This window comes from Pseudomonas sp. LBUM1663 (assembly GCF_059695905.1).
Genome location: NZ_CP166792.1, coordinates 1,948,871 through 1,973,850, shown reverse-complemented (window position 1 = coordinate 1,973,850; position 24,980 = coordinate 1,948,871). Strand labels below are relative to the sequence as shown.

The 24,980-nt window shown below is 57.0% G+C and carries 21 protein-coding genes; 18 read left to right on the top strand and 3 right to left on the bottom strand.

Translation table 11 applies throughout. From position 1 onward, the window contains the following. The first annotated feature begins 92 nt into the window (after nt 1-92). The 6 genes from ACA075_RS08905 to ACA075_RS08880 all read left to right on the top strand — a co-directional run bounded on the left by ACA075_RS08905 (nt 93) and on the right by ACA075_RS08880 (nt 10,750). Nucleotides 93-464: a glutathione S-transferase N-terminal domain-containing protein gene (locus ACA075_RS08905; protein ID WP_129436949.1), complete on the top strand. Its 372-nt coding sequence runs from the start codon at nt 93-95 to the stop codon at nt 462-464. Nucleotides 465-799: 335 nt separating this feature from the next. Next, nucleotides 800-2,149: an NCS2 family permease gene (locus tag ACA075_RS08900; protein WP_042932677.1), complete on the top strand. Its 1,350-nt coding sequence runs from the start codon at nt 800-802 to the stop codon at nt 2,147-2,149. A 72-nt stretch (nt 2,150-2,221) separates the two neighbouring features. Next, a complete protein-coding gene (locus ACA075_RS08895) occupies nt 2,222-2,851 on the top strand; it encodes a LysE family translocator (protein WP_497298139.1) in 630 nt (209 codons plus the stop codon). Between the two features lie 208 nt (nt 2,852-3,059). Beyond that, a complete protein-coding gene (locus ACA075_RS08890; protein ID WP_497298138.1) occupies nt 3,060-6,659 on the top strand; it encodes a calcium-binding protein in 3,600 nt (1,199 codons plus the stop codon). Between the two features lie 232 nt (nt 6,660-6,891). Then, the gene (locus ACA075_RS08885; RefSeq protein WP_497298136.1) at nt 6,892-8,781 is read left to right on the top strand and encodes a hypothetical protein; all 1,890 of its coding nucleotides are present in this window, start codon (nt 6,892-6,894) and stop codon (nt 8,779-8,781) included. A gap of 109 nt (nt 8,782-8,890) precedes the next feature. Beyond that, on the top strand, nt 8,891-10,750 hold the full coding sequence (locus ACA075_RS08880; protein WP_497298135.1) for a hypothetical protein: 1,860 nt from the start codon (nt 8,891-8,893) through the stop codon (nt 10,748-10,750). Between the two features lie 156 nt (nt 10,751-10,906). On the opposite strand, the gene uraH is transcribed toward ACA075_RS08880, so the two are convergent. Beyond that, nucleotides 10,907-11,260: a hydroxyisourate hydrolase gene (gene uraH / locus ACA075_RS08875; protein WP_010456673.1), complete on the bottom strand. Its 354-nt coding sequence runs from the start codon at nt 11,258-11,260 to the stop codon at nt 10,907-10,909. Between the two features lie 419 nt (nt 11,261-11,679). Between uraH and puuE the strand changes: the two genes are divergently transcribed. From puuE to ACA075_RS08835, 8 genes are all read left to right on the top strand, one after another. Continuing rightward, the gene (gene puuE / locus ACA075_RS08870; protein WP_497298134.1) at nt 11,680-12,606 is read left to right on the top strand and encodes an allantoinase PuuE; all 927 of its coding nucleotides are present in this window, start codon (nt 11,680-11,682) and stop codon (nt 12,604-12,606) included. Then, on the top strand, nt 12,603-13,118 hold the full coding sequence (gene uraD / locus ACA075_RS08865) for a 2-oxo-4-hydroxy-4-carboxy-5-ureidoimidazoline decarboxylase (protein WP_497298133.1): 516 nt from the start codon (nt 12,603-12,605) through the stop codon (nt 13,116-13,118). Before puuE ends, uraD begins: the two co-directional genes overlap by 4 nt. 90 nt (nt 13,119-13,208) lie before the next feature. Beyond that, complete coding sequence (alc, locus tag ACA075_RS08860) at nt 13,209-14,204, top strand: allantoicase (RefSeq protein ID WP_348123679.1); 996 nt, start codon at nt 13,209-13,211, stop codon at nt 14,202-14,204. Nucleotides 14,205-14,348: 144 nt separating this feature from the next. Continuing rightward, nucleotides 14,349-14,852 carry an ureidoglycolate lyase gene (locus tag ACA075_RS08855; protein WP_010456681.1) on the top strand — a complete coding sequence of 168 codons (504 nt, stop codon included), beginning with the start codon at nt 14,349-14,351 and terminating at the stop codon, nt 14,850-14,852. Nucleotides 14,853-14,902: 50 nt separating this feature from the next. Then, the gene (locus tag ACA075_RS08850) at nt 14,903-16,195 is read left to right on the top strand and encodes a urate hydroxylase PuuD (protein WP_497298131.1); all 1,293 of its coding nucleotides are present in this window, start codon (nt 14,903-14,905) and stop codon (nt 16,193-16,195) included. A 171-nt stretch (nt 16,196-16,366) separates the two neighbouring features. Beyond that, on the top strand, nt 16,367-17,725 hold the full coding sequence (locus tag ACA075_RS08845) for a nucleobase:cation symporter-2 family protein (protein ID WP_497298129.1): 1,359 nt from the start codon (nt 16,367-16,369) through the stop codon (nt 17,723-17,725). 161 nt (nt 17,726-17,886) lie between these two features. After that, the gene (locus ACA075_RS08840) at nt 17,887-18,672 is read left to right on the top strand and encodes an outer membrane protein OmpK (RefSeq protein WP_497298128.1); all 786 of its coding nucleotides are present in this window, start codon (nt 17,887-17,889) and stop codon (nt 18,670-18,672) included. A gap of 376 nt (nt 18,673-19,048) precedes the next feature. After that, nucleotides 19,049-19,834: an outer membrane protein OmpK gene (locus tag ACA075_RS08835; protein ID WP_497298127.1), complete on the top strand. Its 786-nt coding sequence runs from the start codon at nt 19,049-19,051 to the stop codon at nt 19,832-19,834. A gap of 116 nt (nt 19,835-19,950) precedes the next feature. Here the strand turns inward: ACA075_RS08835 and ACA075_RS08830 are convergent, their stop codons facing one another. Continuing rightward, entirely contained in the window at nt 19,951-21,123 is a 1,173-nt protein-coding gene (locus tag ACA075_RS08830) for a patatin-like phospholipase family protein (RefSeq protein ID WP_497298126.1), read from the bottom strand. 36 nt (nt 21,124-21,159) lie between these two features. Continuing rightward, the gene (locus tag ACA075_RS08825) at nt 21,160-22,092 is read right to left on the bottom strand and encodes a lipid A biosynthesis lauroyl acyltransferase (RefSeq protein WP_010456694.1); all 933 of its coding nucleotides are present in this window, start codon (nt 22,090-22,092) and stop codon (nt 21,160-21,162) included. A gap of 118 nt (nt 22,093-22,210) precedes the next feature. On the opposite strand from ACA075_RS08825, the gene minC reads away from it, so the two are divergent. The 4 genes from minC (at nt 22,211) to ACA075_RS08805 (ending at nt 24,932) form a co-directional block, all read left to right on the top strand. Further along, on the top strand, nt 22,211-22,948 hold the full coding sequence (gene minC, locus ACA075_RS08820) for a septum site-determining protein MinC (protein WP_497298125.1): 738 nt from the start codon (nt 22,211-22,213) through the stop codon (nt 22,946-22,948). 191 nt (nt 22,949-23,139) lie between these two features. Then, nucleotides 23,140-23,952, top strand: coding sequence for a septum site-determining protein MinD (gene minD, locus ACA075_RS08815; protein ID WP_219095579.1), 813 nt, complete (start codon nt 23,140-23,142; stop codon nt 23,950-23,952). After that, on the top strand, nt 23,952-24,206 hold the full coding sequence (gene minE / locus ACA075_RS08810) for a cell division topological specificity factor MinE (protein WP_007898843.1): 255 nt from the start codon (nt 23,952-23,954) through the stop codon (nt 24,204-24,206). Before minD ends, minE begins: the two co-directional genes overlap by 1 nt. Before the next feature lie 90 nt (nt 24,207-24,296). Beyond that, nucleotides 24,297-24,932 carry an RluA family pseudouridine synthase gene (locus ACA075_RS08805; protein WP_030131660.1) on the top strand — a complete coding sequence of 212 codons (636 nt, stop codon included), beginning with the start codon at nt 24,297-24,299 and terminating at the stop codon, nt 24,930-24,932. The last annotated feature ends 48 nt before the right edge of the window (nt 24,933-24,980 follow it).

The window sequence follows — 24,980 nt, the reverse complement described above, 5'->3', positions numbered from 1 at the left end:
CGAAGAAAACCGGCATTCATCGCCGGTTTTTTTTCGCCCGTGAAAAATCAGGTAAGCTGCGCGCCTTCCGTTCGCCCTGTGAGGCTTATTCCGTGTTCGTAAAAGCGCTTCGTGTCGGCCTTGGCCAACTGATCATCTTCATCGACTTCATTACCCGCCCCGGCAAGAAGCAGCGCCCGGCTGCCGCTCAGGCTCAGGTCGAAACGGCCGCCAAGGACCTGACGCTGTATCAGTTCCACGCCTGCCCGTTCTGCGTGAAAACCCGTCGCACCCTGCGTCGCCTGAATGTGCCGGTGGCGTTGCGCGATGCGAAGAACAACGAACAGGATCGCCAGGCCCTGCTGGAGCAAGGCGGCAAAATCAAGGTGCCGTGCCTGCGCATTGAAGAAAATGGGCAGACCACCTGGATGTATGAGTCCAAGGTGATTATTGATTATCTGGATAAGCGGTTCGCAGCTGCCTGACACGCAGATTTCGAACCAAAATAAACCGGCCCATTGGCCGGTTTATTCGTTTCTACCCTCCCCTCAAACCGTTTTCGCCGCCTGTTTCTGATGCGAACCGGGTTCGGCCAGCGGTACGACGAAGGCATCCGTCCCGGCGATATATCCCTATTGCCAAACTTTTCGTCTACAAAATCAAAAACATTATTTGCTTTATTTGTATACAAAAGCATAATCCACTTCGTGCGAGTTTCTGACCAGCCGGTCAACAAATTTGCAAGTGCCTCAAAGGGCCGCTGCCACCCTCATGGGTCCGGCCCTGGAAATAACAATAAAACTCTTGAGGAGTATTCGCTGTGGAAAGCCGCAAATCCGAAGCCCCGACGCTGGAACTCTCACCGCCGTTACGCAATGGCTTGCTTGAGCGCATTTTCAAACTCAGCTTGCACGGCACCACGGTGAAGACCGAGCTGATTGCCGGTCTGACAACCTTCATCACCATGGCCTACATCATCTTCGTCAACCCCAACATCATGGCCGACGCCGGGATCGATCACGGTGCCGCGTTCGTCGCGACCTGCATCGCGGCAGCGCTGGGTTGCCTGTTGATGGGCCTGTACGCCAACTGGCCGGTTGGCCTGGCACCGGGCATGGGTCTGAACGCCTTCTTCACCTACACCGTGGTCGGCACCATGGGCTACAACTGGGAAACCGCCCTTGGCGCGGTGTTTGTTTCCGGTGTGTTGTTCATGTTCCTGACCTTTTCGCGGATTCGCGAATGGTTGCTCAACAGCATTCCCGTGAGTCTGCGCTACGCCATGGGCGCCGGCGTGGGGTTATTTCTTGGGTTGATCGGCCTGAAAACCGCGGGCATCGTCGTGGATAGCCCGGCCACCCTGATCAAGCTCGGCTCCCTGCGCGAACCCGGCCCGCTGCTGGCCGCCATCTGCTTTCTGATGATCGCCGTGCTCAGCTACCACAAAGTGTTCGGTGCGATCCTCATCAGCATCATTACCGTGACCCTCGCGGGCTGGGGCCTGGGCCTCGTCCATTACGAAGGCATCATGTCTGCCCCGCCAAGCCTGGCGCCGACCTGGATGGCCATGAACGTTGCGGGCGTGTTCAACGTCAGCATGATCAGCGTGGTGCTGGCCTTCCTCTTCGTGCACATGTTCGACACCGCCGGCACCCTGATGGGCGTCGCCCAGCGCGCCAATCTGGTGAACGCGGACGGCCGCATCGAAAACCTTTCCCGCGCCATGAAAGCCGACAGTGCTTCCAGCGTGTTTGGTGCGGTGGTCGGGGTCCCGCCCGTCACAAGCTATGTGGAAAGTGCCGCTGGCGTAGCGGCGGGTGGTCGGACTGGTCTTACCGCCGTCACCGTAGGTGTGTTATTTATTGCAGCCATGTTCTTCGCTCCACTGGCGGGCATGATCCCTGCTTATGCAACGGCTGGTGCGCTGATTTATGTGGCGATGCTGATGATGGGCGGCATGGCGCACATCGAATGGGATGAAGCGACCGACAGCATTCCGGCGATCGTGACTGCGATCATGATGCCGCTGACCTTTTCGGTCGCCGATGGTATCGCGCTAGGCTTTATCACCTACGTGGTGCTGAAGGCTTTCACCGGTAAGCACAAGGAAATTTCCGTCAGTTTGTGGGTGCTGTGCGCGATCTTCATCGCGAAGTTTATTTTCTTGTAAGCGTTACGGCGTAAGCGTTTCAAATCAGCCTCACCCCGTTGGGTGGGGCTTTTGCACAAATGGAGGAAAGTGATGAGTCTGGAAACCTGGCTGCTGTTCAGCGGCGCTGCGCTGGTGGTGATCCTGATCCCGGGGCCCCTGTCTTTGCTGATGATCAGCAACAGTCTGAATTACGGTTTGCGCCGTTCTTACCCCGCGTTCCTGGGTGGAGTGATTGCCTCGATCTGCTTGCTCAGTGCCTCGGCGCTGGGCCTGGGCGCCCTCCTGCTGGCATCGGAACAATTGTTTAGCGCGCTGAAAATCGTTGGTGCGCTGTACCTGTTCTACCTTGCCTGGCAAAGCTGGCAGCAATCGCGCCAGCCATCGGTTGGCGCTGAAGTGCCCCAGGCGGCGCCGGTGCCGCGTTTTCGCGCCCTGTTCGGACGCGCATTCGTGTTAGGCGCGAGCAATCCGAAGGATATTTTGTTCTTTGCTGCTTTCCTGCCACAGTTTTTGAGCGCCGAACAACCGTTCCTGCCGCAATTGCTGGTGATGATCGCGACCTGGACTTTGCTGGATCTGCTGTGCAAGTTGGCCTATGGGCTGGGCGCTCATGGCGCAGCGAAATATCTGCGCAGTGGCAAAGGACAAAGTTGGTTTAACCGGGTGAGCGCAGGACTCTTCAGTGGAGCGGGCGCAGCCTCCTTATTAAGCAATCACTGATCGGCTCGCGTTAACCCTCACACTTAATTTCAACAAGGCTTTATTGACGTCACCGCACCAGGAACCGTTTTGCCAAGGATGGCAACACTTCAACCCCGCCCCGCAACAAACAGCAACACGCGATATACATATATATAGTTGTCTTTTCAGAACTCCCCCTAACATGGCGCAGCGACTTCGCACACAACGCCTGAAAAAGGAAGTTCTTATGGCAATTGTTTTCCAACCCGCCAACCCTGATCACTATAACGCCGTCGAAGTTACGGACATTGACCTGCAAGCGAATGAGTACTCACCGACCACAATTGATGTCGATAAAGAAAGCATCACCTCGGCCCGGCAAGAAACAAACGCCAATAAAAGCCAGCTAAGGGTTATAGATGAGCTATTCGGTCCTATCAAGATAGGCTCCCATTCAATTACCCGATGCGCGCTGGATGCATTGGGTGCGACATCGAATGGTCAGCGTTTGAACGGTCAAAATACGTTCTTTCGCCATCCAAAGCGATCTTTTGTCAACGCGTTGCAGTTTGACCCTTTGTACATTGAAGCCCGTATGAGCTCCACCGGTACAAAAGACGATTACGCACTTCCTTCATTACTGTTTGAAATGGCGTCACAACGCCCGCTAACGGCTCCGCCACTGTTAAGTGACAAACTCGATACGCCTGCCGATCCTGAACAGTACCGACACAAACTGGACAAACTTCTGAAAGCGGCACAGAAGCTTGATATACGCCACGCACACTTATCCAAAAGTACGCCCCCGTGGGTGAATCGGATCAAGAGCAGCAGCATGGTCAGTATGGGCACCGGCCTTCAGGCCTTTGGAATTTACAGTGGATTACGTGGGCTTCAAGACGCCATTGCACGAAAAGACCACGGCGAAGTTGTATTCAATAGCCTCAGCACTTCAGCGGAAGTCACTTCGTTAGCCGTCGAAGTTGCGGTAACCAAGCAAGCAAAATACATGATCGAGGCGGGGCAAAAAGCCTACAAGGATTTTGCCAAAACCAGCTTCGGCGTTCGACTGGGGCGTGGTGCCGGCCTGATCGCAAGCGCACTGACGCTGCCCTTCGATGTTATTTCCGCCGTTAAATCCTTTAACCATGCAGCGACGGCGACAGGCAAAGAAGCCATGGATCACTATGTCGCCGCGGGCTTGAGCGTGACCAGCGCGGCAATGACGTTGATTTTGGGGGCCGCCGCGTTGGCAGGCTTCTCCTTTATCGGCCCGGTGGGGCTGGCAGCCGGACTTCTGCTGGTTGCAGGATCACAGGTCTATGCGGCGGTACGTGTTGTCGACGATATCGATGATTACATCGAACTCACTACCCACGAACGCCTGCGCACGGGCTGGTTCGCGTTTTGGGGAATCAGTCCCGACGAAAACATACAAACCCGCCACGCGATTGCCAAATCAACCGTTGTGCATTCGAGATTGTTACAAGCGACCGCCCGAAAATTACTGGAAGGCAGGTTAAAGGACAGTACCGAGGTCATTGTAAACGGCAGGTTTACGGTAGAACTGACACCAACACGGGTGCCGAGCTTCGATTGGGATGCCCAACACTACACGTATAAAACCGTCCAAAAACCCCATGTTATTGACAGTGACGACACTCTTGATGCGCGCAGCGGAGTGACTGCAAATATGCCGGGGGCGGAGTTTGGAGCACCCGGAGAGAACAAAGGAGCGGTGTGGTTTATTGGCGGCGGAAACGACACCATTCTTGGCATCGAAAAAAAGCCGAACAGATTCTATTACGGCGCAGGTATCAAGAACCTGACCGGGGGCGAAAAAGAGGATGAATTCGTCTTCGAGGGCGCTGCCGAACTCCTCAAAAACGGCCCAAAAGACGCTCTACCCACTACATTGAAAGGTGGCTTGGGCAACGACACATTAGTCGTCACCGGCAGCTACACCGGGCGTAACCAACAAAGATTTGGATATTTCATCGATCTGGACGATGGGCGGCTTTCTATCATCACCCGTGACCAGACCAATGACAGCCGCTTTAACTATCGACACACGCTTCTAGAGAGCATTGAGAACGTAGAAACCCTGGCTGGTGCGGAAAACAAGGTCATAGGTACCGATGGGCCGAACACTATCAAGTCTCGGGGTCGCGACACCATTGAGGCGGGCGCCGGGGATGACAAAATCTACCTTCTGAACAATCAAGGGTCGGCCTCCGGAGGGCCGGGAAAGGATCACTATGCAGTGGCCCATAAATCCGGCAGCGTATTTATCACTGAAGATGGTGTGGACGAAAGCGTCATTGCACTGGACTGGAGAATGGACCTGATCAAAGGCTGGAAGATCGAAGAACAGGAGCTGGTCATCACCTCAGGATTTGATCTCGATGACATCAGCGAGAGGGATGTGTACATCAAGGGCGTCTATAAAACACTCAACAATCAACGACACCTGCAGAACAGGAAACTGACTTTTGTTACAAAGGACGGGTTTCATTTGATGCCTGAACTTCCTGACACCCTTGAGACGGCTGACCCGTTCGACATCAAAACTGTCATTACCCAACAGGGAACAACACAAAACCCGGTCATACTTTACAACCGCGAATATACCGTTGCACACGACAAAGACACGAGCTATTGCATTTCGAAATTCAATGAGCATACGACCCTTGCAGTAAAGCAACGAAGCACAAACACGCTTGCGACCCTTTATCTGGATTACGCCAGCCATGAACTGACCCGGGCCGAGGCTTACTACAACGTAGACCTGATGCGCCAGCCTGATTTCGACCGCATCATGTATAAAGAATGCGGCATGACCTTTCACTTTGACAATAAGCGGTTGACTATCAAGAACCTGGCCAGCTCTATCTGGAGCGGAGACCATAGAATAACAAGCCGACTAACGCGCCCCGCCAACCTGTTGAACCAGCATTTTATTCTGATCATGAAGGATGGCGTTTCTTATAGAGTCGGCCCACCCTCCCTACCCGATACAGCATTTTCCAACGATCAGTTCCAGATGAACGGCCCGATGCAGCGCACCAGCGAAGTACCGCTGCCACTAGCGGCTAGAGATGGAAAGTATATTTTTCGTCACCCCTTGGACAACGAAGGCCATAAGCTGGGCAACCGGGAGAAATGCGTCAAACTTATCGCTTACCCGGATCAAACAGCCATCGAACATCTGGAGGGCGACGGCTCGACGTACCTTGTCCACCTCACCTCCGAAATGACGTTAAGCATTTCAACGCCAGGTGCTCGTGCGAACGCCATCCTCAAATCGCAATCAGCGTCTACCTGGGAATTCGATGCAACGGGCCTCGCCTACACCCGCATCAAACGGGTGGATAACCATCTGCTGATCGGACATACCGTCATTCATCTACCCCACTACGATGATCCCCAGGATTTGATCGATCAAATACGTGTCATCACGCCAGACGGGGTTGTCTACAAAGTCGATCTTGATTTCGACGAGGTCTACATTGATTCGCTGGATGGCAGGTACTTTAAAGGCCTCCTTTTGAACGAAGGAGCCCTAGCGGCAGAACTGACATCCTTACAAATGGACGACCTCGCCGTTCGAAATATAGCCATGAGAGACGGTACTGCCGGCAGTCTTTCTTACAACCTGTCGGACCGTCGCTGGATACTTGATACAGACAAGCTCCGCACTGTCGTTCACGCCGACCTGGTCCCAATACACCGGTGCGCCCACCAACTAGAACACTGTTACGAATTAATGGAGTTTGGCACCCGATCCACCCCTCCTGTAAGCGCTGCCGATCTGCGGATGCTTTTAGACACCTGCAAACTTTTATAGAGCCTATTCAAGACATATATCACTATTAAGCTGAAGCCTTTTGTAGCAAATACCGCCATACCCTATAAATATTTATAGCTTCTCGACAGCTGATTCAATCAAAACTGACCACTGCGATGTACAGGGCCGTGCACCTTCACGAGCCCTGCCTTTCACCCAACTAACTGTTCGTCTGTTTCAGGTGCCCTTACTGATTTAGACCTTCAATAGATAATTTATCGGAACAGCGGTCATGGCTAAACCACCCAAGAAAGTTTCCAGCCCCAATACGCCTGGCACTTCATCGACCCTCCCCAGACCTTCACCTGAGGATGACGTGGCCAGGGTCGGCTCATCTGCCCGTGCTGCCACGCCTGTACGTGGAGGCGAAAACCCTACAGACACCCCTGCGCCAAATACGTTGCCAGGCGACACTTCACAACAACAGTCCGTTGTTGTCACCCATATGCCTGCCCGTAATTACGCCCCCTTCGTGCAACCCGAAAATCTGGTGTCCTGGCCTCTTGATCAGGTTGATCAACTGATACGCGTCGATGACACCGGGCTCTTCATGAGCAAAGAGCAACGGTTATATGCCAACCTTGAAAAAGCAGGCATTGGCAGAGTGGAACCCAACGCCAATGGAGACTACCAAGTCTATTTCCCTTTCTCCCCCGAACATGCAGGACCGGTGCTGAGGAAAGTCGAAGGCAAGCCCCTGTGGGCCGTCTTGCCGTCAACTCCGGGCTTGCAAGCAGGTGGTTCACGCGCGACCACTTTGAACGTCGCTGCGCCTGCCCACCTCATCAGAAATCCGGTCGTGATTAAAAAGCTACCGGCCGCCAACAGGCTCGGCATACGCTGGCACAACCTGAGAAGTTATGTCGAATTAATAGATGAGGGCATTGTTCAAGTCGCCAGAAACGCGAACGGAGATTACCAGGCGACCTTCGGCCAGGAATGGACACCTTCCGGCCCCCTACTTGAGAGGATTGGACTGACACGATTCTGGCGACGTAAACCTCAGACGCAGGCCACTGATCAGCTGGCGGCTCCTCAACAATCATCTACCGTCGAAGAGGCCGGTCCGAGCAAGCGTCAGCGCCTAGGGGGGAATGCAGAGCATCCAGAGACAAACGGACCCTCGCAACAGATTATTCCCCTCAATCCCACCCATCCGATAAATGAACATCCGTACCTGTGGGTATCATGGGGAAAGGTCAACAAGCCCCTTTCATACGAATCCATTCAAATCGGAGAACTTCATTATCAAACTGTACCCGAGGTAAAAAACGTACAAAAAGTCTTGAACTACCTCCAGCACCCCGAATTCCCACCCTCACGCTTCGACCTGTTCGAACAGATGTTGCACGCAAAACCATGGTTACAACCCGTACCAGTCGTTCTGAATAGCGACGGCAAATGGATTGTGAATAGCACTCGCCTGTTGTTTGAAAAACCGATGACGGAATCTGTTTCGGCTGTATTCCCGGACTTTTCGCCGATCACTTCGCGTGCTGTCGCAAAGAAGCTATTCGAACATTCCGGGGATTCCGAAGTGATCGCCCGAGAGGGTTTGTACACCACCACACTTACCCTTGATCACTGGAAGGAACAAGTGGGCATCTTTGATGCAAAATTCGAGAATCCAATTGACTTATTGCCTGTCGCTTCGCGCATGGATCATGAAGGACGAATCATCTCCATGGAGACTCCGACATTTGGCGAACCATTACGCAGGCTTGACTTCCTTCCCGGACATTTCCAGATGGAATGGGACAACTTTGTCGCGGACCGGTCTGACTATAACCTCAAACGGTTAGTCAGCACCGCGTTGGTACGTAACGGGTATGAGGTATTTCCTTTACTGAATGAGCATCGCAATCCCAAGCTGATATTCAAACGTGCGGGCCACGACAAGGTTTACTTCCTGAAACTCGGGTTCGTGGAGAGAAATGCGATTGCAATAAACTCGCCTCCCTCGCCTGAACTTTCCGACCCGCATTTATTTTCACAAGTGGGTAATGAAGCCCAGCAAGCACTCACCACCGCCAATCAACAGAACAACATCGTCTGGCTATTAGGTGGATTTCAAACAACCCCGCTAGGCTGGCAGTCCGTTTTCATTATCAGAGAGCGTTAATAACAGCCATCTTCATATACAGCCGAAACCCACTAAAGCTCCTTATCAGATCTTCGATCCTTATCGCTTAGACATCACCAACTTATATAAATTTTAAGGAACACTGCTCATGGCTAAACCGCCAAAAACAGTTTCAACTTCCAATACACCCGCCACTTCGACAACCCTTCCAAGGTCTTCATCAGAAGACAGTCGGGTACGAGGAAGCAGTCACGCCGCAACGGTCGGCCGACTGCAGGGAGATGCCAATCCCGTTTCCGACGCCAATGTGTCAAGTTCATCGCAAAGTACCGTGCCTCGTCAGCCAGTCGTCGTTACCGACATGCCGGTTACCGCAACAAGCGCCGCCGAAATCGCTGCCAACATGATTTCCTGGCCTCGAAACAAGGTCGATGAGCTCTTCAAGATCGCCAACACCGGGCTGTTCATGAGCAGCCGGCAACAGCTTTACGCGGATATTGGAGAGGAGGGCATTTTTCTGATCAGAACAAATGAGAAAGGCGATTACCAGGTTCCCCTCCCGTTTGCCCCGGGCCAACCCGGCCCGATCCTCAAGAAAATCCCTGGCCAGCCACAGTGGAGAATCGCCCGGGAGGGCCTGGTTCTTGCCACCGCAGGCGTACCAGCGAGGCCGGAAGCGCTGGAGATCATTCCCCGGCACTTGGCCGACAAACTGACGCCACCCAATGCCAACGGCCTGCGCTACGACAAGCTGAAAAGAACCTATGTCGACCTTGCGGAAGAAGGCACGGTCATGGTTCGTAAAAATACGGACGGGGACTACCAGGCTTCCTCAACGAGCGAATTGACCCCTTCGGGCCCGGTACTCGAAGGCATTGATGGGATGACGCTATGGCAACGCAAGGCAATCAACACCGCAGCCTCAGACGCTGAAGAGTCAGGCCCCACGCCAGGCAAACGCCCTCGCCTGGATCAAAATACCGAGGTGTCCGACCCCGTGGCAGATAACAGCCAACCTGCCGCCACCTTGAATGAAAACCCGTATTTGTGGGCCTCCTGGGGGAAAATAACCAAACCTGATTCGGTCGAATCCATAAAAATTGGTCAGCTCCACTACCCGATCGTGCCAAAGGGGCCGATGGCCGATCAGCTACCCCTCGTTTTCATTCAACACCCGGGATTTGCGCCTTCCCGTTTCGAGGCATTCGAACGCATGTTGCAGGAAGCACCTTCGTTGCAACCCGTTGCCACGGCTCTCCACGCAGGAACAAATACCCGAAAGGTCGACGGTGCGGCTCGCCTCTTTGAGAAATCACTGACGCAACAGGTCGCGGATGTCTACAAGGGTTTCACGGAGCCGACTTCGCGCGCCGTTGCCAAGCGACTATTTGAGCTTTCCAATGAGTCGCAGCTGTTCAATGGCCGCGGGTTGGCGCTAATGATGCAAACCTTTCGCCATTGGCAGGGCAAGTCGACCATCGGCGTGCCACGACTCGGCGACCCGTTGGATATGTTGCCTGTCGCGTCCGGCAATGAAGGCGTCAGACGGATCGTCGAATTGCTCGCTCCGGATTCCGTAGCGCCCTTACAGCAGTTGAACTTCAGACCCGAGAGCACTCATGCCTGGCAGTCCTACGCCGAGTTGCCCAACGGACCGGGTCAACTTTCGTTATTGCTCGCCTCGATACTGGGACACAGCGGTTACAAAGTCTTCCTTCCTGCAAACGTTGAGAATGTTCAGCTCTCGCCCCCAACGCTGGTATTTAAAAGGCCCAATCACAATAAGGTCTACTTTCTTAAACTGGGACGTGTGGAGACCGATGCGATTGAAATCAAGCCGCCGGCCATACCAGAGCTTGCCGACCCTCTGCTGAGGGCACGAGTGGGTGCCGAAGCCCACCAGTTGCTACTTGCCGCCAATGCGAAGGGTGATGTGGTATGGCTGATAGGTGGCGTCCAGCACCTGCTCGCTGGAAATCCTTCTGTTTTCATTATCAAGGAACGATGACAGAGAAACGTGTGCACCTCGCCGTCGGTTAGCGGGGTGCAACCAAAATGTGTTGGGTCAAACACGACGCAAAAAAAAGCCCGCAGTGTGAGCGGGCGAAAGACCAAAGAAGCTATATGCGCAGTCGCTTCCAGGTTGAGGCAGCTACTTGGGGGATCAGCTGCCGCGGTACGTGGAATAGCTGTAAGGCGAAATCAGTAATGGCACATGGTAGTGATCCTGTTCCGCAGAGATGCCGAACCGCAGCACTACCACGTCCAGGAACGCAGGTTCCGGCAGCTGAACACCTCGGGCGCGGTAGTAATCGCCCGCATGAAACTGAACCTGATAGACCCCGGAACGGTAGTCATCGCCTTGCAGCAACGGCGCATCGACACGGCCGTCGCTGTTGGTAATCGCACTGGCGACCAATTCCAGCTGCGAGCCTTCAACGCGGTACAGCTCGACCTTGATCGAGCTGCCCGGGCAACCGTGTGCAGCGTCCAAAACGTGTGTAGTCAAACGTCCCATTGATTCTGCGCGCCTGCCTGCACGGAGCAGTCAGACCTCGCGCCTCCCGAAGTCAGTTGAAAAGGAGACCGCACCGATTCGGAGCACGAAACGCTGCGGCGAGGGACTGATTAAGACACTTTTAAAAAAAATTGTACACAATAAAAGCGACATTTTTAGCGCTATCCCCGTCAGTCGGAGATTTGCAGCAAATCTGCCGTTAAACCATGAGAGCAATGCACCTTCTATCCATTAGCTGACCAATCAGGCAGGTTTCTTGCACTATCACCTGAAGATGACAACTGATGAAAAATGCAAAAAATCAGGCTTACAAAGCGAACATAAAGTTGTATACAATCAGCCCATCGCTGTGACGCCAGCCTGTCATCTCACCGCCAGGCCGCCACACAACCTGTCAACGAACAAGAAGGAAGACTGCAGTGAGCGCTGACTACCCACGCGACCTGATCGGTTACAGCAGTAACCCTCCTCACCCACATTGGCCCGGCAATGCCCGCATCGCCCTGTCGTTCGTGCTCAATTACGAGGAAGGTGGCGAGCGCAATATCCTGCACGGCGATAAAGAATCCGAAGCCTTCCTCTCGGAAATGGTCTCGGCGCAGCCGCTGCAAGGCGCGCGTAACATGAGCATGGAATCCCTTTACGAGTATGGCAGCCGTGCCGGCGTCTGGCGGATTCTGAAACTGTTCAAGGAATTCGACATTCCGCTGACCATCTTCGCCGTGGCCATGGCTGCCCAGCGCCACCCGGACGTGATCCGCGCGATGGTCGATGCCGGCCACGAGATCTGCAGCCACGGCTACCGCTGGATCGACTACCAGTACATGGATGAAGCGCAGGAACGCGAGCACATGCTCGAAGCGATCCGCATCCTCACCGAACTCACCGGCGAACGCCCGCTGGGCTGGTACACCGGTCGCACCGGTCCGAACACCCGTCGCCTGGTGATGGAAGAAGGCGGTTTCCTCTACGACTGCGACACTTATGACGATGACCTGCCCTACTGGGAACCGAACAACCCGACCGGCAAGCCGCACCTGGTGATCCCGTACACGCTGGACACCAACGACATGCGCTTCACCCAGGTCCAGGGTTTCAACAAGGGCGACGATTTCTTTGAATACCTCAAAGACGCGTTCGACGTGCTGTACGCCGAGGGCGCCGAAGCACCGAAAATGCTTTCGATCGGCCTGCACTGCCGTCTGATCGGCCGTCCAGCGCGTCTGGCCTCGCTCAAACGCTTTATCGAATACGCTAAAAGTCATGAACAGGTGTGGTTCAGCCGTCGCGTCGACATCGCTCGCCACTGGCATGAAACCCACCCGTACCAAGGGGCTGCCCAATGAGCACCTTCCAGACCGTCAAACCCTCGAGCCTGAGCCGCGACGCGTTTGTCGCCGCTTTCGCCGACATCTACGAACATTCGCCATGGGTGGCCGAGAAGGCCTTCGACCTGGGCCAGGACGCCTCGATCGACGAGATCGAAACCCTGCACCAGCGCATGAGCGACATCCTGTTGAGCGCCGATCAGCAAAGCCAACTGGCCCTGATCAACGCTCACCCGGACCTGGCCGGCAAAGCCGCCGTCCAGGGCCAGCTTACCGCGGCCAGTACTGAAGAACAGTCTGGCGCGGGTATCCACCAATGCACGGCCGAAGAGTTTTCTCGCTTCACCGAGCTGAACGACGCCTACAAAGCCAAGTTCAAGTTTCCCTTCATCATGGCGGTAAAAGGCAGCAACCGGCATCAGATCCTCGCGGCGTTCGAAACGCGCATTCACAATTCGGCGGATACCGAATTCAAATGCGCGCTGGCGGAGATCAACAAGATCGCCCTGTTCCGATTACTGACCCTATAAGCGAGCCTGGCCCGAGTGTTCTTAAACGCGAAGAAACACCCAGGGCCTCGCAAGCATCCCAAGCCAACTAATTAAAGGCAGACAAGAAGAATGAAAGCTTACGCCGTACCTTTCGAGAAGTTCGTCAACCTGGCCGACGCCCGCCTGGGCACCAAAATCATCTCGGTCACCGATGACTGGTTCGCTGATGCCAACCGCCTGTTCCAGCCGACCCCGGCTGTGTGGAAAGAAGGCGTGTTCGATGACAACGGCAAGTGGATGGATGGCTGGGAGTCGCGCCGCAAGCGCTTTGAAGGCTACGACAGCGCGGTGATCCGCCTGGGCGTTCCGGGCTCGATCAAGGGCGTGGACATCGACACTTCATTCTTCACCGGCAACTTCCCGCCGTCGGCGTCCTTGGAAGCCTGCTTCCTGGCCTCGGGCGAGCCGGACGACAACACCCAGTGGACTGAAGTGCTGTCGGCCGTCGAGCTGCAAGGCAACAGCCACCACTACCACGAAATCAGCAACGACCAGGCGTTCAGCCACCTGCGCTTCAACATCTATCCGGATGGTGGCGTGGCCCGTCTGCGGGTGTACGGTGTTCCGTTCCGCGACTGGTCCGCTGTCGGCGACAACGAGCAGGTCGACCTGGCTGCTGCCCTCAACGGTGGCCGCGCCCTCGCCTGCTCCGACGAACACTTCGGTCGCATGAGCAACATCCTCAACCCGGGCCGTGGCATCAACATGGGCGACGGCTGGGAAACTGCACGTCGTCGCACGCCAGGTAATGACTGGGTCATCGTCGCGCTGGGTCATGCCGGCGAGATCGAGAAAGTTATCGTCGACACCCTGCACTTCAAGGGTAACTACCCGGACACGTGCTCGATCCAGGGCGCGTTCGTGAAGGGCGGCACCGACAGCCAGATCGAAACCCAGTCGCTGTTCTGGCGTGAACTGCTGCCGGCGCAAAAACTGGAAATGCACGCCGAACACACCTTCGCCGAGCAGATCAAGGCCCTGGGCCCGATCACCCACATCCGCCTGAACGTGTTCCCGGATGGTGGTGTGAGCCGCTTGCGCGTTCTCGGCAAGGTCGCTAAATAAGCGTTGAACCCTGTGGCGAGGGAGCTTGCTCCCGCTGGGCTGCGAAGCGGCCCCAAAAGCTGGGGAGCGCTACGCACTCCAGCGGGAGCAAGCTCCCTCGCCACAAAAGCAGAACCAACAACACAGAATTCGGATAAAAACAGCATGCGCACACTGACGATTGAACCGCTGACCAAAGAAGCCTTCGCCCCTTTCGGTGACGTGATCGAAACCGACGGCAGCGATCACTTCATGATCAACAACGGTTCGACCATGCGCTTTCACAAACTGGCGACGGTGCAAACCGCCACGCCAGAGGACAACGCGATCATCAGCATTTTCCGCGCCGACGCGCAGGACATGCCGCTGACCGTCAGCATGCTGGAGCGTCACCCGCTGGGCAGCCAGGCTTTCATTCCGCTGCTCGGCAACCCCTTTCTGATCGTGGTCGCGCCACTTGGCGATGAACCTGTATCAGGCTTGGTCCGCGCCTTCGTCACCAACGGCAGGCAGGGCATTAATTACCATCGCGGCGTTTGGCACCATCCGGTGCTGACGATCGAAAAGCGGGATGACTTCCTGGTGGTTGATCGCAGTGGCACAGGCAATAACTGCGATGAGCATTTTTTCAAAGAGGATGAGCGTTTGATCCTTGCCCCCCACCAATAAGAGAAGGTCCGATCACTCGACAACAGAGTGACGGGCGAGAGGTAAAGACTGTGGAAGCACATCTGTTGGAATGGCTGAACCTGAGCGTGCGCTGGGTTCACATGATTACTGGCGTGGCCTGGATCGGTGCGTCGTTCTATTTCGTCTGGCTGGAAAACAACCTCAATCGGGTCAACCCGAAAAGTGGTCTGGCCGGCGATCTGTGGGCGATCCACGGCGGCGGTATCTACCACCTGGAAAAATACAAACTGGCCCCACCGACCATGCCGGACAACCTGCACTGGTTCAAATGGGAAGCCTACTTCACCTGGTTGTCGGGGATCGCGCTGCTGTGCGTGGTGTTCTACTCCAACCCGACGCTGTACCTGCTGGCACCGGGCAGCAGCCTGACCGGCCCTGAAGGGGTCGCACTGGGCATCGCCTCGTTGTTCGTCGGCTGGTTCGTCTACTCCTTCCTCTGCGACTCGACCCTGGGCAAACGCCCTGCCCTGCTCGGTTTCATCCTGTTCGTGCTGATCATTGGCGCCGCCTACGGCTTCAGCAAAGTGTTCAGCGGTCGCGGTGCGTACCTGCACGTCGGCGCGATCATCGGCACCATCATGGTCGGCAACGTGTTCCGCATCATCATGCCGGCGCAACGCGCACTGGTGGCGGCGATTGCCGAAAACCGCACGCCGGACCCGGCACTCCCGGCCAAAGGCTTGCTGCGCTCGCGGCACAACAACTACTTCACCTTGCCGGTGCTGTTCATCATGGTCAGCAACCACTTCCCGAGCACCTACGGCAGCCAATACAACTGGCTGATCCTGGCCGGGATCGCGGTGCTGGCGGTGTTGGTGCGTCACTACTTCAACACCCGTCATGACAGTCACAAGTTCGCCTGGACGTTGCCTGTCGCGGCTGTTGGCATGATCTGCCTGGCTTACGTGACGGGCCCGGCGCAAATGCCGAGCGCACCTGAAGTGGCCAAGGCGCCTGGCACCATCGAGTACCAGCCGCTGCCGGAAACCGCCGTCGGTGGCGGTGCTAAACCTGCCGCTGCGAAGCCTGCAGAAGCACCGGTCCAGGCGTCCAACGCCGGCCCGAGTTTCGACAAGGTGCACAGCGTGATCCAGGAACGTTGCTCGGTGTGCCATTCGGCCAAACCGACCAGCCCATTGTTCAGCGCGGCACCGGCCGGCGTGATGTTCGACACCCCAGAGCAGATCCGCCAGAACGCCGCGCGCATCCAGGCTCAGGCCGTTACCAGCCAGATCATGCCACTGGGCAACATTACCCAGATGACCCAGCAGGAACGTGACCTGATCGGTGCGTGGATTGTTCAGGGAGCTCCCACCAACTAAGCAACACAAAAGCCTGTGACAAGGGGGCTTTTGTGGCGAGGGAGCTTGCTCCCGCTGGACTGCGCAGCAGTCCCATTGTGGGGCCGCTTCGCGACCCAGCGGGAGCAAGCTCCCTCGCCACAGGTCCCCTGATACAAAAACCACAAGAATAAAAAAGATCCGAGGTGTTGCATGTCCGAGCTATCCGAAGCGCGCATCCCCGACGCACCCGCTATTCAGCGTTTGCCCCTTTTGCAACTGATCCTGGTCGGCCTGCAACACGTTCTGCTGATGTACGGCGGCGCCATCGCGGTGCCGCTGATCATCGGGCAGGCAGCCGGCCTGAGTCGTGAGGAAATCGCCTTCCTGATCAACGCCGACCTGCTGGTGGCCGGGATCGCGACCATCGTGCAATCGTTGGGCATCGGTCCGATGGGCATCCGCATGCCGGTGATGATGGGGGCCAGTTTCGCCGCCGTCGGCAGCATGGTCGCCATGGCCGGCATGCCCGGGATCGGCCTGCAAGGAATCTTCGGTGCAACCATCGCCGCCGGTTTCTTCGGCATGATCATCGCGCCGTTCATGTCCAAGGTCGTGCGCTTTTTCCCGCCGCTGGTGACCGGCACGGTCATCACCTCGATCGGTTTGTCGCTGTTTCCCGTGGCCGTCAATTGGGCGGGCGGCGGTAACGGCGCCACTCAATTCGGTTCACCGATTTACCTGGCCATTGCCGCGCTGGTGCTTGCCACCATTCTGCTGGTCCACCGCTTCATGCGCGGGTTCTGGGTCAATATTTCCGTGCTGATCGGCATGTGCCTGGGCTACGTAATCTGCGGGCTGATTGGCATGGTCGACCTCAGCGGCATGGCGGATGCACCCTGGGTGCAGATCGTCACCCCGCTGCACTTCGGAATGCCCAAGTTTGAACTCGCACCGATCCTGTCCATGTGCCTGGTGGTGGTGATCATCTTCGTCGAGTCCACCGGAATGTTCCTCGCGCTGGGCAAAATAACCGGTCAGGAAGTCTGCCCACGGATGCTGCGCCGCGGCTTGCTGTGTGATGCCGGCGCCTCGTTCTTCGCCGGATTCTTCAACACCTTCACCCACTCTTCGTTCGCGCAAAACATCGGCCTGGTGCAGATGACCGGCGTGCGTTGCCGCTCGGTGACCATCGTTGCCGGCGGTTTACTGGTGGTGCTGAGCCTGCTGCCGAAAGCGGCGTTCCTGGTGGCCTCGATTCCACCGGCGGTACTGGGCGGCGCAGCGATTGCGATGTTCGGCATGGTGGCCGCGACCGGGATCAAAATTCTTCAGGAAGCCGACATCGGTGACCGTCGCAACCAGTTGCTGGTGGCGGTGAGCATCGGCATGGGGCTGATCCCGGTGGTGCGTCCGGAATTCTTCGCGCACTTGCCGTTGTGGATGAGTCCGATCACCCACAGCGGCATTGCGATGGCGACGTTGAGTGCGCTGTCGCTGAACCTGCTGTTCAACATTCTTGGCGGCCGCGAACGCGCGGCGATCAACGACTGCCACGCTCACCCGCATTAAGTCAGCAACGCACGAACCCTGTAGGAGCCGGCTTGCTGGCGAAGGCTGCGTGTCAGACGACATCAATGTTGGATGTTCTGACCTCATCGCCAGCAAGCCGGCTCCTACAAGGTCGGGGACTGCCTGCGCCTTGCAAAAATAAAAACAAGAGGGAGCAACAGATGATTCGGACAGAGAAATACCTGCTGTTGGGCGGTAGCCTGTTGGCCGCGAGCCAAGCCATGGCCGGCGATTTACTGCTGTGGCAGACCAACAGCCTGAGCTACTTGTACGGCAAGGATTTCGCGGTCAACCCGTCGATCCAGCAGACGATAACCTTCGAGCACGCCGACCGCTGGAAGTACGGCGACAACTTTTTGTTCGTCGACAGCACTTACTACAACGGCGAGAAAGACCGGAACAAAGGCGTTCACGCCTATTACGGCGAGTTCAGTCCGCGCCTCTCCTTCGGCAAAATCCTCGACCGCCGTTTTGAATTCGGCCCGGTGAAGGACGTGTTGCTGGCCATGACCTACGAGAATGGCGAAGACGACACCGAAGCCTATCTGATCGGCCCCGGGTTCGACCTCGCGGTACCGGGCTTCAATTTTTTCACCTTGAATTTCTACTATCGCCAGACCGAAGGCTCGCGTCCCGGCGACGATGTCTGGCAGATCACGCCGGCCTGGTCCTACACCCTGCCATTGGGCAACTCGAACCTGTTGATCGACGGCTACATCGACTGGGTCGTGGATAACGACCAGAACTCACATGGCACTTACCACGCCAACCTGCACGTCAACCCGCAGATCAAGTACGACCTGGGCAAAGCCTTGGGCTGGCGGGAGAAACAGGTGTACGTCGGCGTTGAGTACAGCTACTGGAAAGACAAGTACGGTATCGAAAACAACGGCAACTTCGACACCAATGAAAACACCACCAGCCTGCTGGTGAAGGTGCACTTTTAAGATGGCCCGCAACCGTGCTCCAAACCTGTCGTCGGTGCGCTGTTGCGGGGCACTTGAGACCTGGCCAAGGAGTCAGTATTCTCCGCGGCCGCCTGAATCCGCTTTAAAAAAAAGCCCGGATTTAATTCCTGACCAGAAAGCCAACTTATCCCGGCTCTGCACGGTACCAAGGCACTCCAAAACCCCTCTCAATCGACTGCTCTTGAGCAGCCGAGCGGGAGTTTTTTGGCTTTTCGAACGCCTTGGCTCAGCTCTTGCTAACAGCACTGAAGCTGACCGACTGGATGATTTTTTACCGATACAGAAAAAGGCGCCACACCAGAGCGTCGACCTTAGAAAAATAACGTGGAACCACCTACTTTTTGGGAGCAACCGAATGAAACGCACGTGCACCAGCCTGATGCTTGCGGGATCGTTACTGGCCGGGGGCCAGGCAATGGCCGGCGACCTGCTGCAATGGCAGAACAACAGCCTGACTTATCTGTATGGCAAGGACTTCCAGGTCAACCCGCGCATTCAGCAGACGGTGACCTTCGAACACGCCGATGGCTGGAAATACGGCGACAACTTCTTCTTCATCGACAAGATCTTCTACAACGGCAAGGAAGACGCCTTCGCGGGCAAGAACACCCACTACGGTGAGTTCAGCCCCCGCTTGTCGTTCAACAAGATCTTCGACCAGAAACTCGAATTTGGCCCGATCAAAGACGTGCTGCTGGCCATGACTTACGAGTTCGGTGAAGACGATACCGAGTCCTACCTGATCGGTCCTGGTTTCGACCTGGCGATCCCTGGGTTCGACTACTTCCAGCTGAATTTCTACAACCGCCATACCGAAGGCGACCGTCCGGGTGACAACATCTGGCAGATCACCCCGGTCTGGTCCTACACCATTCCGGTCGGCGATTCGAACATCCTGATCGATGGTTTCATGGACTGGGTGGTCGACAACGACGTCAACAAAAAAGGCGAATATCACGCCAACCTGCACTTCAATCCGCAGATCAAATACGACCTGGGCAAGGCACTGAACCTGGGCGAAAAGCAGTTGTACGTCGGCGTCGAGTATGACTACTGGAAAGACAAGTACGGCATCGAAGACAGCCAGGGTTTCAAGACTGATCAGAGCGTGACCAGCTTCCTGGTCAAGGTTCACTTCTGATCCGTCGGCGTCTGTAAAGGCGCCATCGCTAGCAGGCTAGCTCCCGCAGTTGATCTTCGTCGCGCTGAAGATCTCCTGTGGGAGCTAGCCTGCTAGCGATAGCAACACCGCCAATCTCAAGCCGAAACAACAGGCTCCGACAACCCCAGAAACCGGCACAACTCCCCGCGCTTGGCCAACGCATCCCGCCGCCCCAGATCAATCAGCTCGCTGCAATACCCCGCCTCGAACAGCAGATAACTCAACACCCCCGCCCCGCTCGTCTTGGTCGCCCCCGGCCCGCGCAGAAACAGGCGCAGCGCCGCCGGCAACTCCTGCCGATGCCGCGCGGCAATTTCATCGATCGGCTGACTCGGCGAAATCACCAGCACGTCCACTGGCGCCACGCCCAACGCGCGCGTCGGCGTGCCATCGGGCAGCAAGTGACTGAACTGATTCAGACGCTGCAGCAACTCGATGTCACTTTCCAGGCTGTCAATGAACGTGCTGTTGAGCATGTGCCCGCCGATCTGCGCCAGGGTCGGTTGCTGACCAGTGTAGGCGCGTTGCAGCGGCTGCTCCGGGTCGACCCCGCGCGGATTGCCGCTGACACCCACCACCAGCACGCGGCTGGCGCCCAAGTGCAGGGCCGGGCTGATCGGTGCCGACTGGCGCACCGCGCCATCGCCGAAATACTCTTCGCCGATTTTTACCGGTGCGAACAACAAGGGAATCGCTGAACTGGCCAGCAAGTGATCGACGGTCAATTGCGTGGGAACGCCGATCCGCCGATGGCGCAACCAGGCATCGATGGTGCCGCCGCCCTGATAGAACGTGACAGCCTGCCCGGACTCGTAACCGAATGCCGTGACCGCCACCGCCTGCAACTGCTTCTGGGCGATGGCCTCGGCGATGCCATTCATGTGCAGTTTGTCGTCGAGCAAACCGCGCAGCGGCGAACTGTTGAGCAGTGCCACCGGAACCTGGGCGCCAAGCCCGAGCAGACTGTGGCTGACAAAGCGGCTGGCCTGGCTGATCACGCCCGGCCAGTCGCTGCGCAGCACCAAGTGACTGCGAAAGCCCTGCCAGAACGTGGTCAGGCGCTCGATCGCGCCACGAAAGTCCATCGCCCCACTGGCGAGGCTCACCGCATTGATCGCCCCGGCCGAGGTGCCGACAATCACCGGAAACGGATTCGCCGCGCCCAGCGGCAGCAACTCGGCAATCGCCGCCAGCACGCCCACCTGATACGCCGCCCGAGCCCCACCGCCGGAAAGAATCAACCCTGTAACCGGTTCAGCAGGACTCATCGCAACACTCCATGGTGCAAAAAAGGGATCAGGGGATCAGCCGCGTTTCTTGTACAACTTCGGCTCGCCCGGTGGACGGCTCTTGAAGCGACGATGAGCCCAGAGGTACTGCTCCGGGCACTCACGCAGAGCGCCTTCGACCCATTGATTGATACGCAGGCAATCAGCCTCTTCGGTCTCGCCGGGGAAACCTTCGAGCGGTGGGTGGATCATCAACCGATAGCCGCTGCCATCCGCCAGACGCTCCTGGGTGAACGGCACCACCAGCGCCTTGCCCAGCCGGGCAAATTTGCTGGTGGCCGTGACCGTCGCAGCCTGAATCCCGAACAGCGGCACAAAAATGCTTTGCTTGGCGCCGTAGTCCTGATCCGGTGCGTACCAGATCGCCCGACCGGCGCGCAGCAATTTGAGCATGCCGCGCACGTCGTCGCGTTCCACGGCCAGCGAATCGAGATTGTGCCGCTCGCGGCCCCGGCGCTGGATGTAGTCGAACAACGGATTTTTGTGCTCGCGGTACATGCCATCGATGGTGTGCTGCTGTCCCAACAGCGCCGCGCCGATTTCCAGCGTGGTGAAATGCACCGCCATCAGGATCACGCCCTTGCCTTCGCGCTGGGCCTTTTTCAGGTGCTCCAGGCCTTCGACATGGGCCAGCTTCGCCAGACGCTGACGCGACCACCACCAGCTCATGGCCATTTCAAAGAAGGCGATGCCGGTGGAGGCAAAATTTTCCTTCAGCAGGCGCTTGCGCTCGTCGGCGGACTTTTCAGGGAAACACAGTTCCAGATTGCGCTTGGCAATGCGCCGTCGGTCGCCGGCCAGCCGATACATCAGTGCGCCGAGCAGGCGACCGATAAACAGCAACGCCGGATACGGCAACTGAACAATCAGCCACAACAGCCCCAAGCCACACCACAACGGCCAGAAACGCGGCATAAGAAATGTTTTTCGAAAACGCGGGCGATCCATTAAAGGTTCCGGAAAGACAATGGCCGCGCATTCTACATCGTTCGACCCGGCTTGCGGCTTGCGGGCGTTCTCGTTATAAGTCTCGGCACTTTTAGTGACAAGCCGTTGTATGCCGACCATGAGCCAAACCGAACCGCAAGACCAGGATCCCGTGTTCCAGTTGAAGGGCAGCATGCTCGCCATTACGGTGCTGGAACTGGCCCGCAACGACCTCGAGAGCCTTGATCGGCAATTGGCCGCCAAGGTTGCGCAGGCGCCTAACTTCTTCAGCAATGCGCCACTGGTGCTGGCCCTGGACAAACTCCCGGCCAGTGAAGGCGCCGTTGATCTGCCGGGCCTGATGCGCGTGTGCCGCCAGCATGGCCTGCGCACCCTGGCGATCCGTGCCAGCCGCATCGAAGACATCGCCGCAGCCATCGCCGTTGATTTGCCGGTGCTACCGCCGTCCGGCGCCCGTGAGCGTCCCCTGGACCCGCTCGAAGGCCAGGTGAAGAAAAAGCCGGAAAAACCGCCCGAGCCCACCATCAAACCGACGAAAATCATCACGTCGCCAGTACGCGGTGGCCAGCAGATTTATGCCCAGGGCTGCGATCTGGTGGTGATCTCCTCGGTCAGCCCGGGTGCGGAACTTCTCGCCGATGGGAACATCCATGTATACGGCCCGATGCGCGGTCGCGTGCTGGCCGGGGTCAAAGGCGACACGAAAGCCAGGATTTTCTGTCAGCAGATGAGCGCTGAACTGGTCTCCATCGCCGGCCACTACAAGGTTTCCGAGGATCTGCGCCGCGACCCTTTGTGGGGCGCGGGCGTGCAAGTCAGCCTGTCAGGCGACGTGTTGAACATCATTCGGCTTTAACGGATACTGCCGCATTTTCCAAGCATCTCTAAAACGTAGCGAAAACGGCTCAAACGAAGTAGGAAAAAGGCCAAACGCAGTGTTTATCGCTGTTCTGGACCGGATTCCAGCCAAGGCTGTCCGACTGCAGTAGTTTTTCAAGAGATGTTTTTCAGGGGCTAAAAGTCCTTTTTCCTTAGGGGTGAAACACCTTGGCCAAGATTCTAGTGGTTACATCCGGCAAGGGTGGTGTGGGTAAGACCACCACCAGCGCCGCTATCGGTACCGGCCTCGCACTGCGCGGCCACAAAACAGTGATCGTCGACTTCGACGTCGGTTTGCGTAACCTCGACCTGATCATGGGTTGCGAGCGCCGCGTGGTGTATGACTTCGTCAACGTTGTGAACGGCGAAGCCAACCTGCAACAAGCCCTGATCAAAGACAAACGCTTGGAAAACCTCTACGTCCTGGCCGCCAGTCAGACCCGCGACAAAGACGCGCTGACCGTGGAAGGCGTAGAAAAAGTCCTGATGGCGTTGAAAGAAGACTTCGAATACGTGGTCTGCGACTCCCCTGCCGGCATCGAGAAAGGCGCCCACCTGGCCATGTACTTCGCTGATGAAGCGATTATCGTGACCAACCCGGAGGTGTCCTCGGTACGTGACTCGGACCGCATGCTGGGCCTGCTGGCCAGCAAATCCCGTCGCGCCGAAAACGGCGAAGACCCGATCAAGGAACACCTGCTGCTGACCCGCTACAACCCGCAGCGTGTCAGTGATGGCGAAATGCTGGGCGTCGAAGACGTCAAGGAAATCCTGGCGGTCGCCCTGTTGGGTGTCATTCCGGAATCCCAAGCGGTACTCAAGGCTTCCAACTCGGGCGTGCCCGTGATTCTCGACGACCAGAGCGACGCCGGTCAGGCGTACAGCGATGCGGTCGATCGTCTGCTGGGCAAAACCGTGGAGCATCGTTTCCTCGATGTGACGAAGAAGGGCTTCTTCGAGCGCCTGTTTGGAGGTAGATAATGAATCTTTTTGACTTCTTTCGTGCCAGCAAAAAGGTCAGCACCGCGTCGGTAGCGAAAGAGCGTCTACAGATCATCGTGGCGCATGAACGCGGCCAGCGCAGTACGCCGGACTACTTGCCAGCCTTGCAGAAAGAACTGGTGGAAGTGATCCGCAAGTACGTCAATATCGGGTCCGACGACGTGCATGTCGCGCTGGAAAACCAGGGCAGCTGCTCGATTCTGGAACTCAATATCACCCTGCCGGATCGCTAGTCGATCCAGCGGGAGCCACGGCGGCTCAGGGCCCTTCTGCCACTGGACGGGGCCTGAGTCGCCGTTGGCGTTTGTTACGAGACTGTTTTAATGCCGTTGTCCAACATCCGCATCATCCATCAGGACGCCGCCGTACTGGTGGTGGATAAACCGACCCTGCTGCTCTCTGTCCCCGGCCGGGCCGATGACAACAAGGACTGCCTGATCACCCGCCTGCAAGAAAACGGCTACCCGGAAGCGCGAATCGTCCATCGCCTGGACTGGGAAACGTCCGGCATCATTCTGTTGGCCCGTGACCCGGACACTCATCGCGAGCTGTCCCGGCAATTTCACGACCGCGAAACCGAAAAAGCCTACACCGCCCTGTGCTGGGGACAACCGGAACTGGACAGCGGCAGCATCGACCTGCCCTTGCGCTATGATCCGCCGACCAAGCCACGCCATGTGGTGGACCACGAGTTCGGCAAACACGCCCTGACCTTCTGGCGAGTGCTGGAGCGTTGTGGCGACTGGTGCCGCGTCGAACTGACGCCGATCACCGGCCGCTCCCACCAGTTGCGCGTGCACATGCTTTCCATCGGCCACCCGCTGCTGGGTGACGGGCTTTATGCCCACGAACAGGCGCTGGCCGCGTGGCCGCGTTTGTGCCTGCACGCCAGCATGCTCAGCTTCACCCATCCGCAAACTGGTGAACGCTTGCGCTTCGAATGCCCCGCACCGTTTTAAGCACTGCCTGACACGCAGTCGCCTGCTTTAGCAAAAGGATCCCCATCC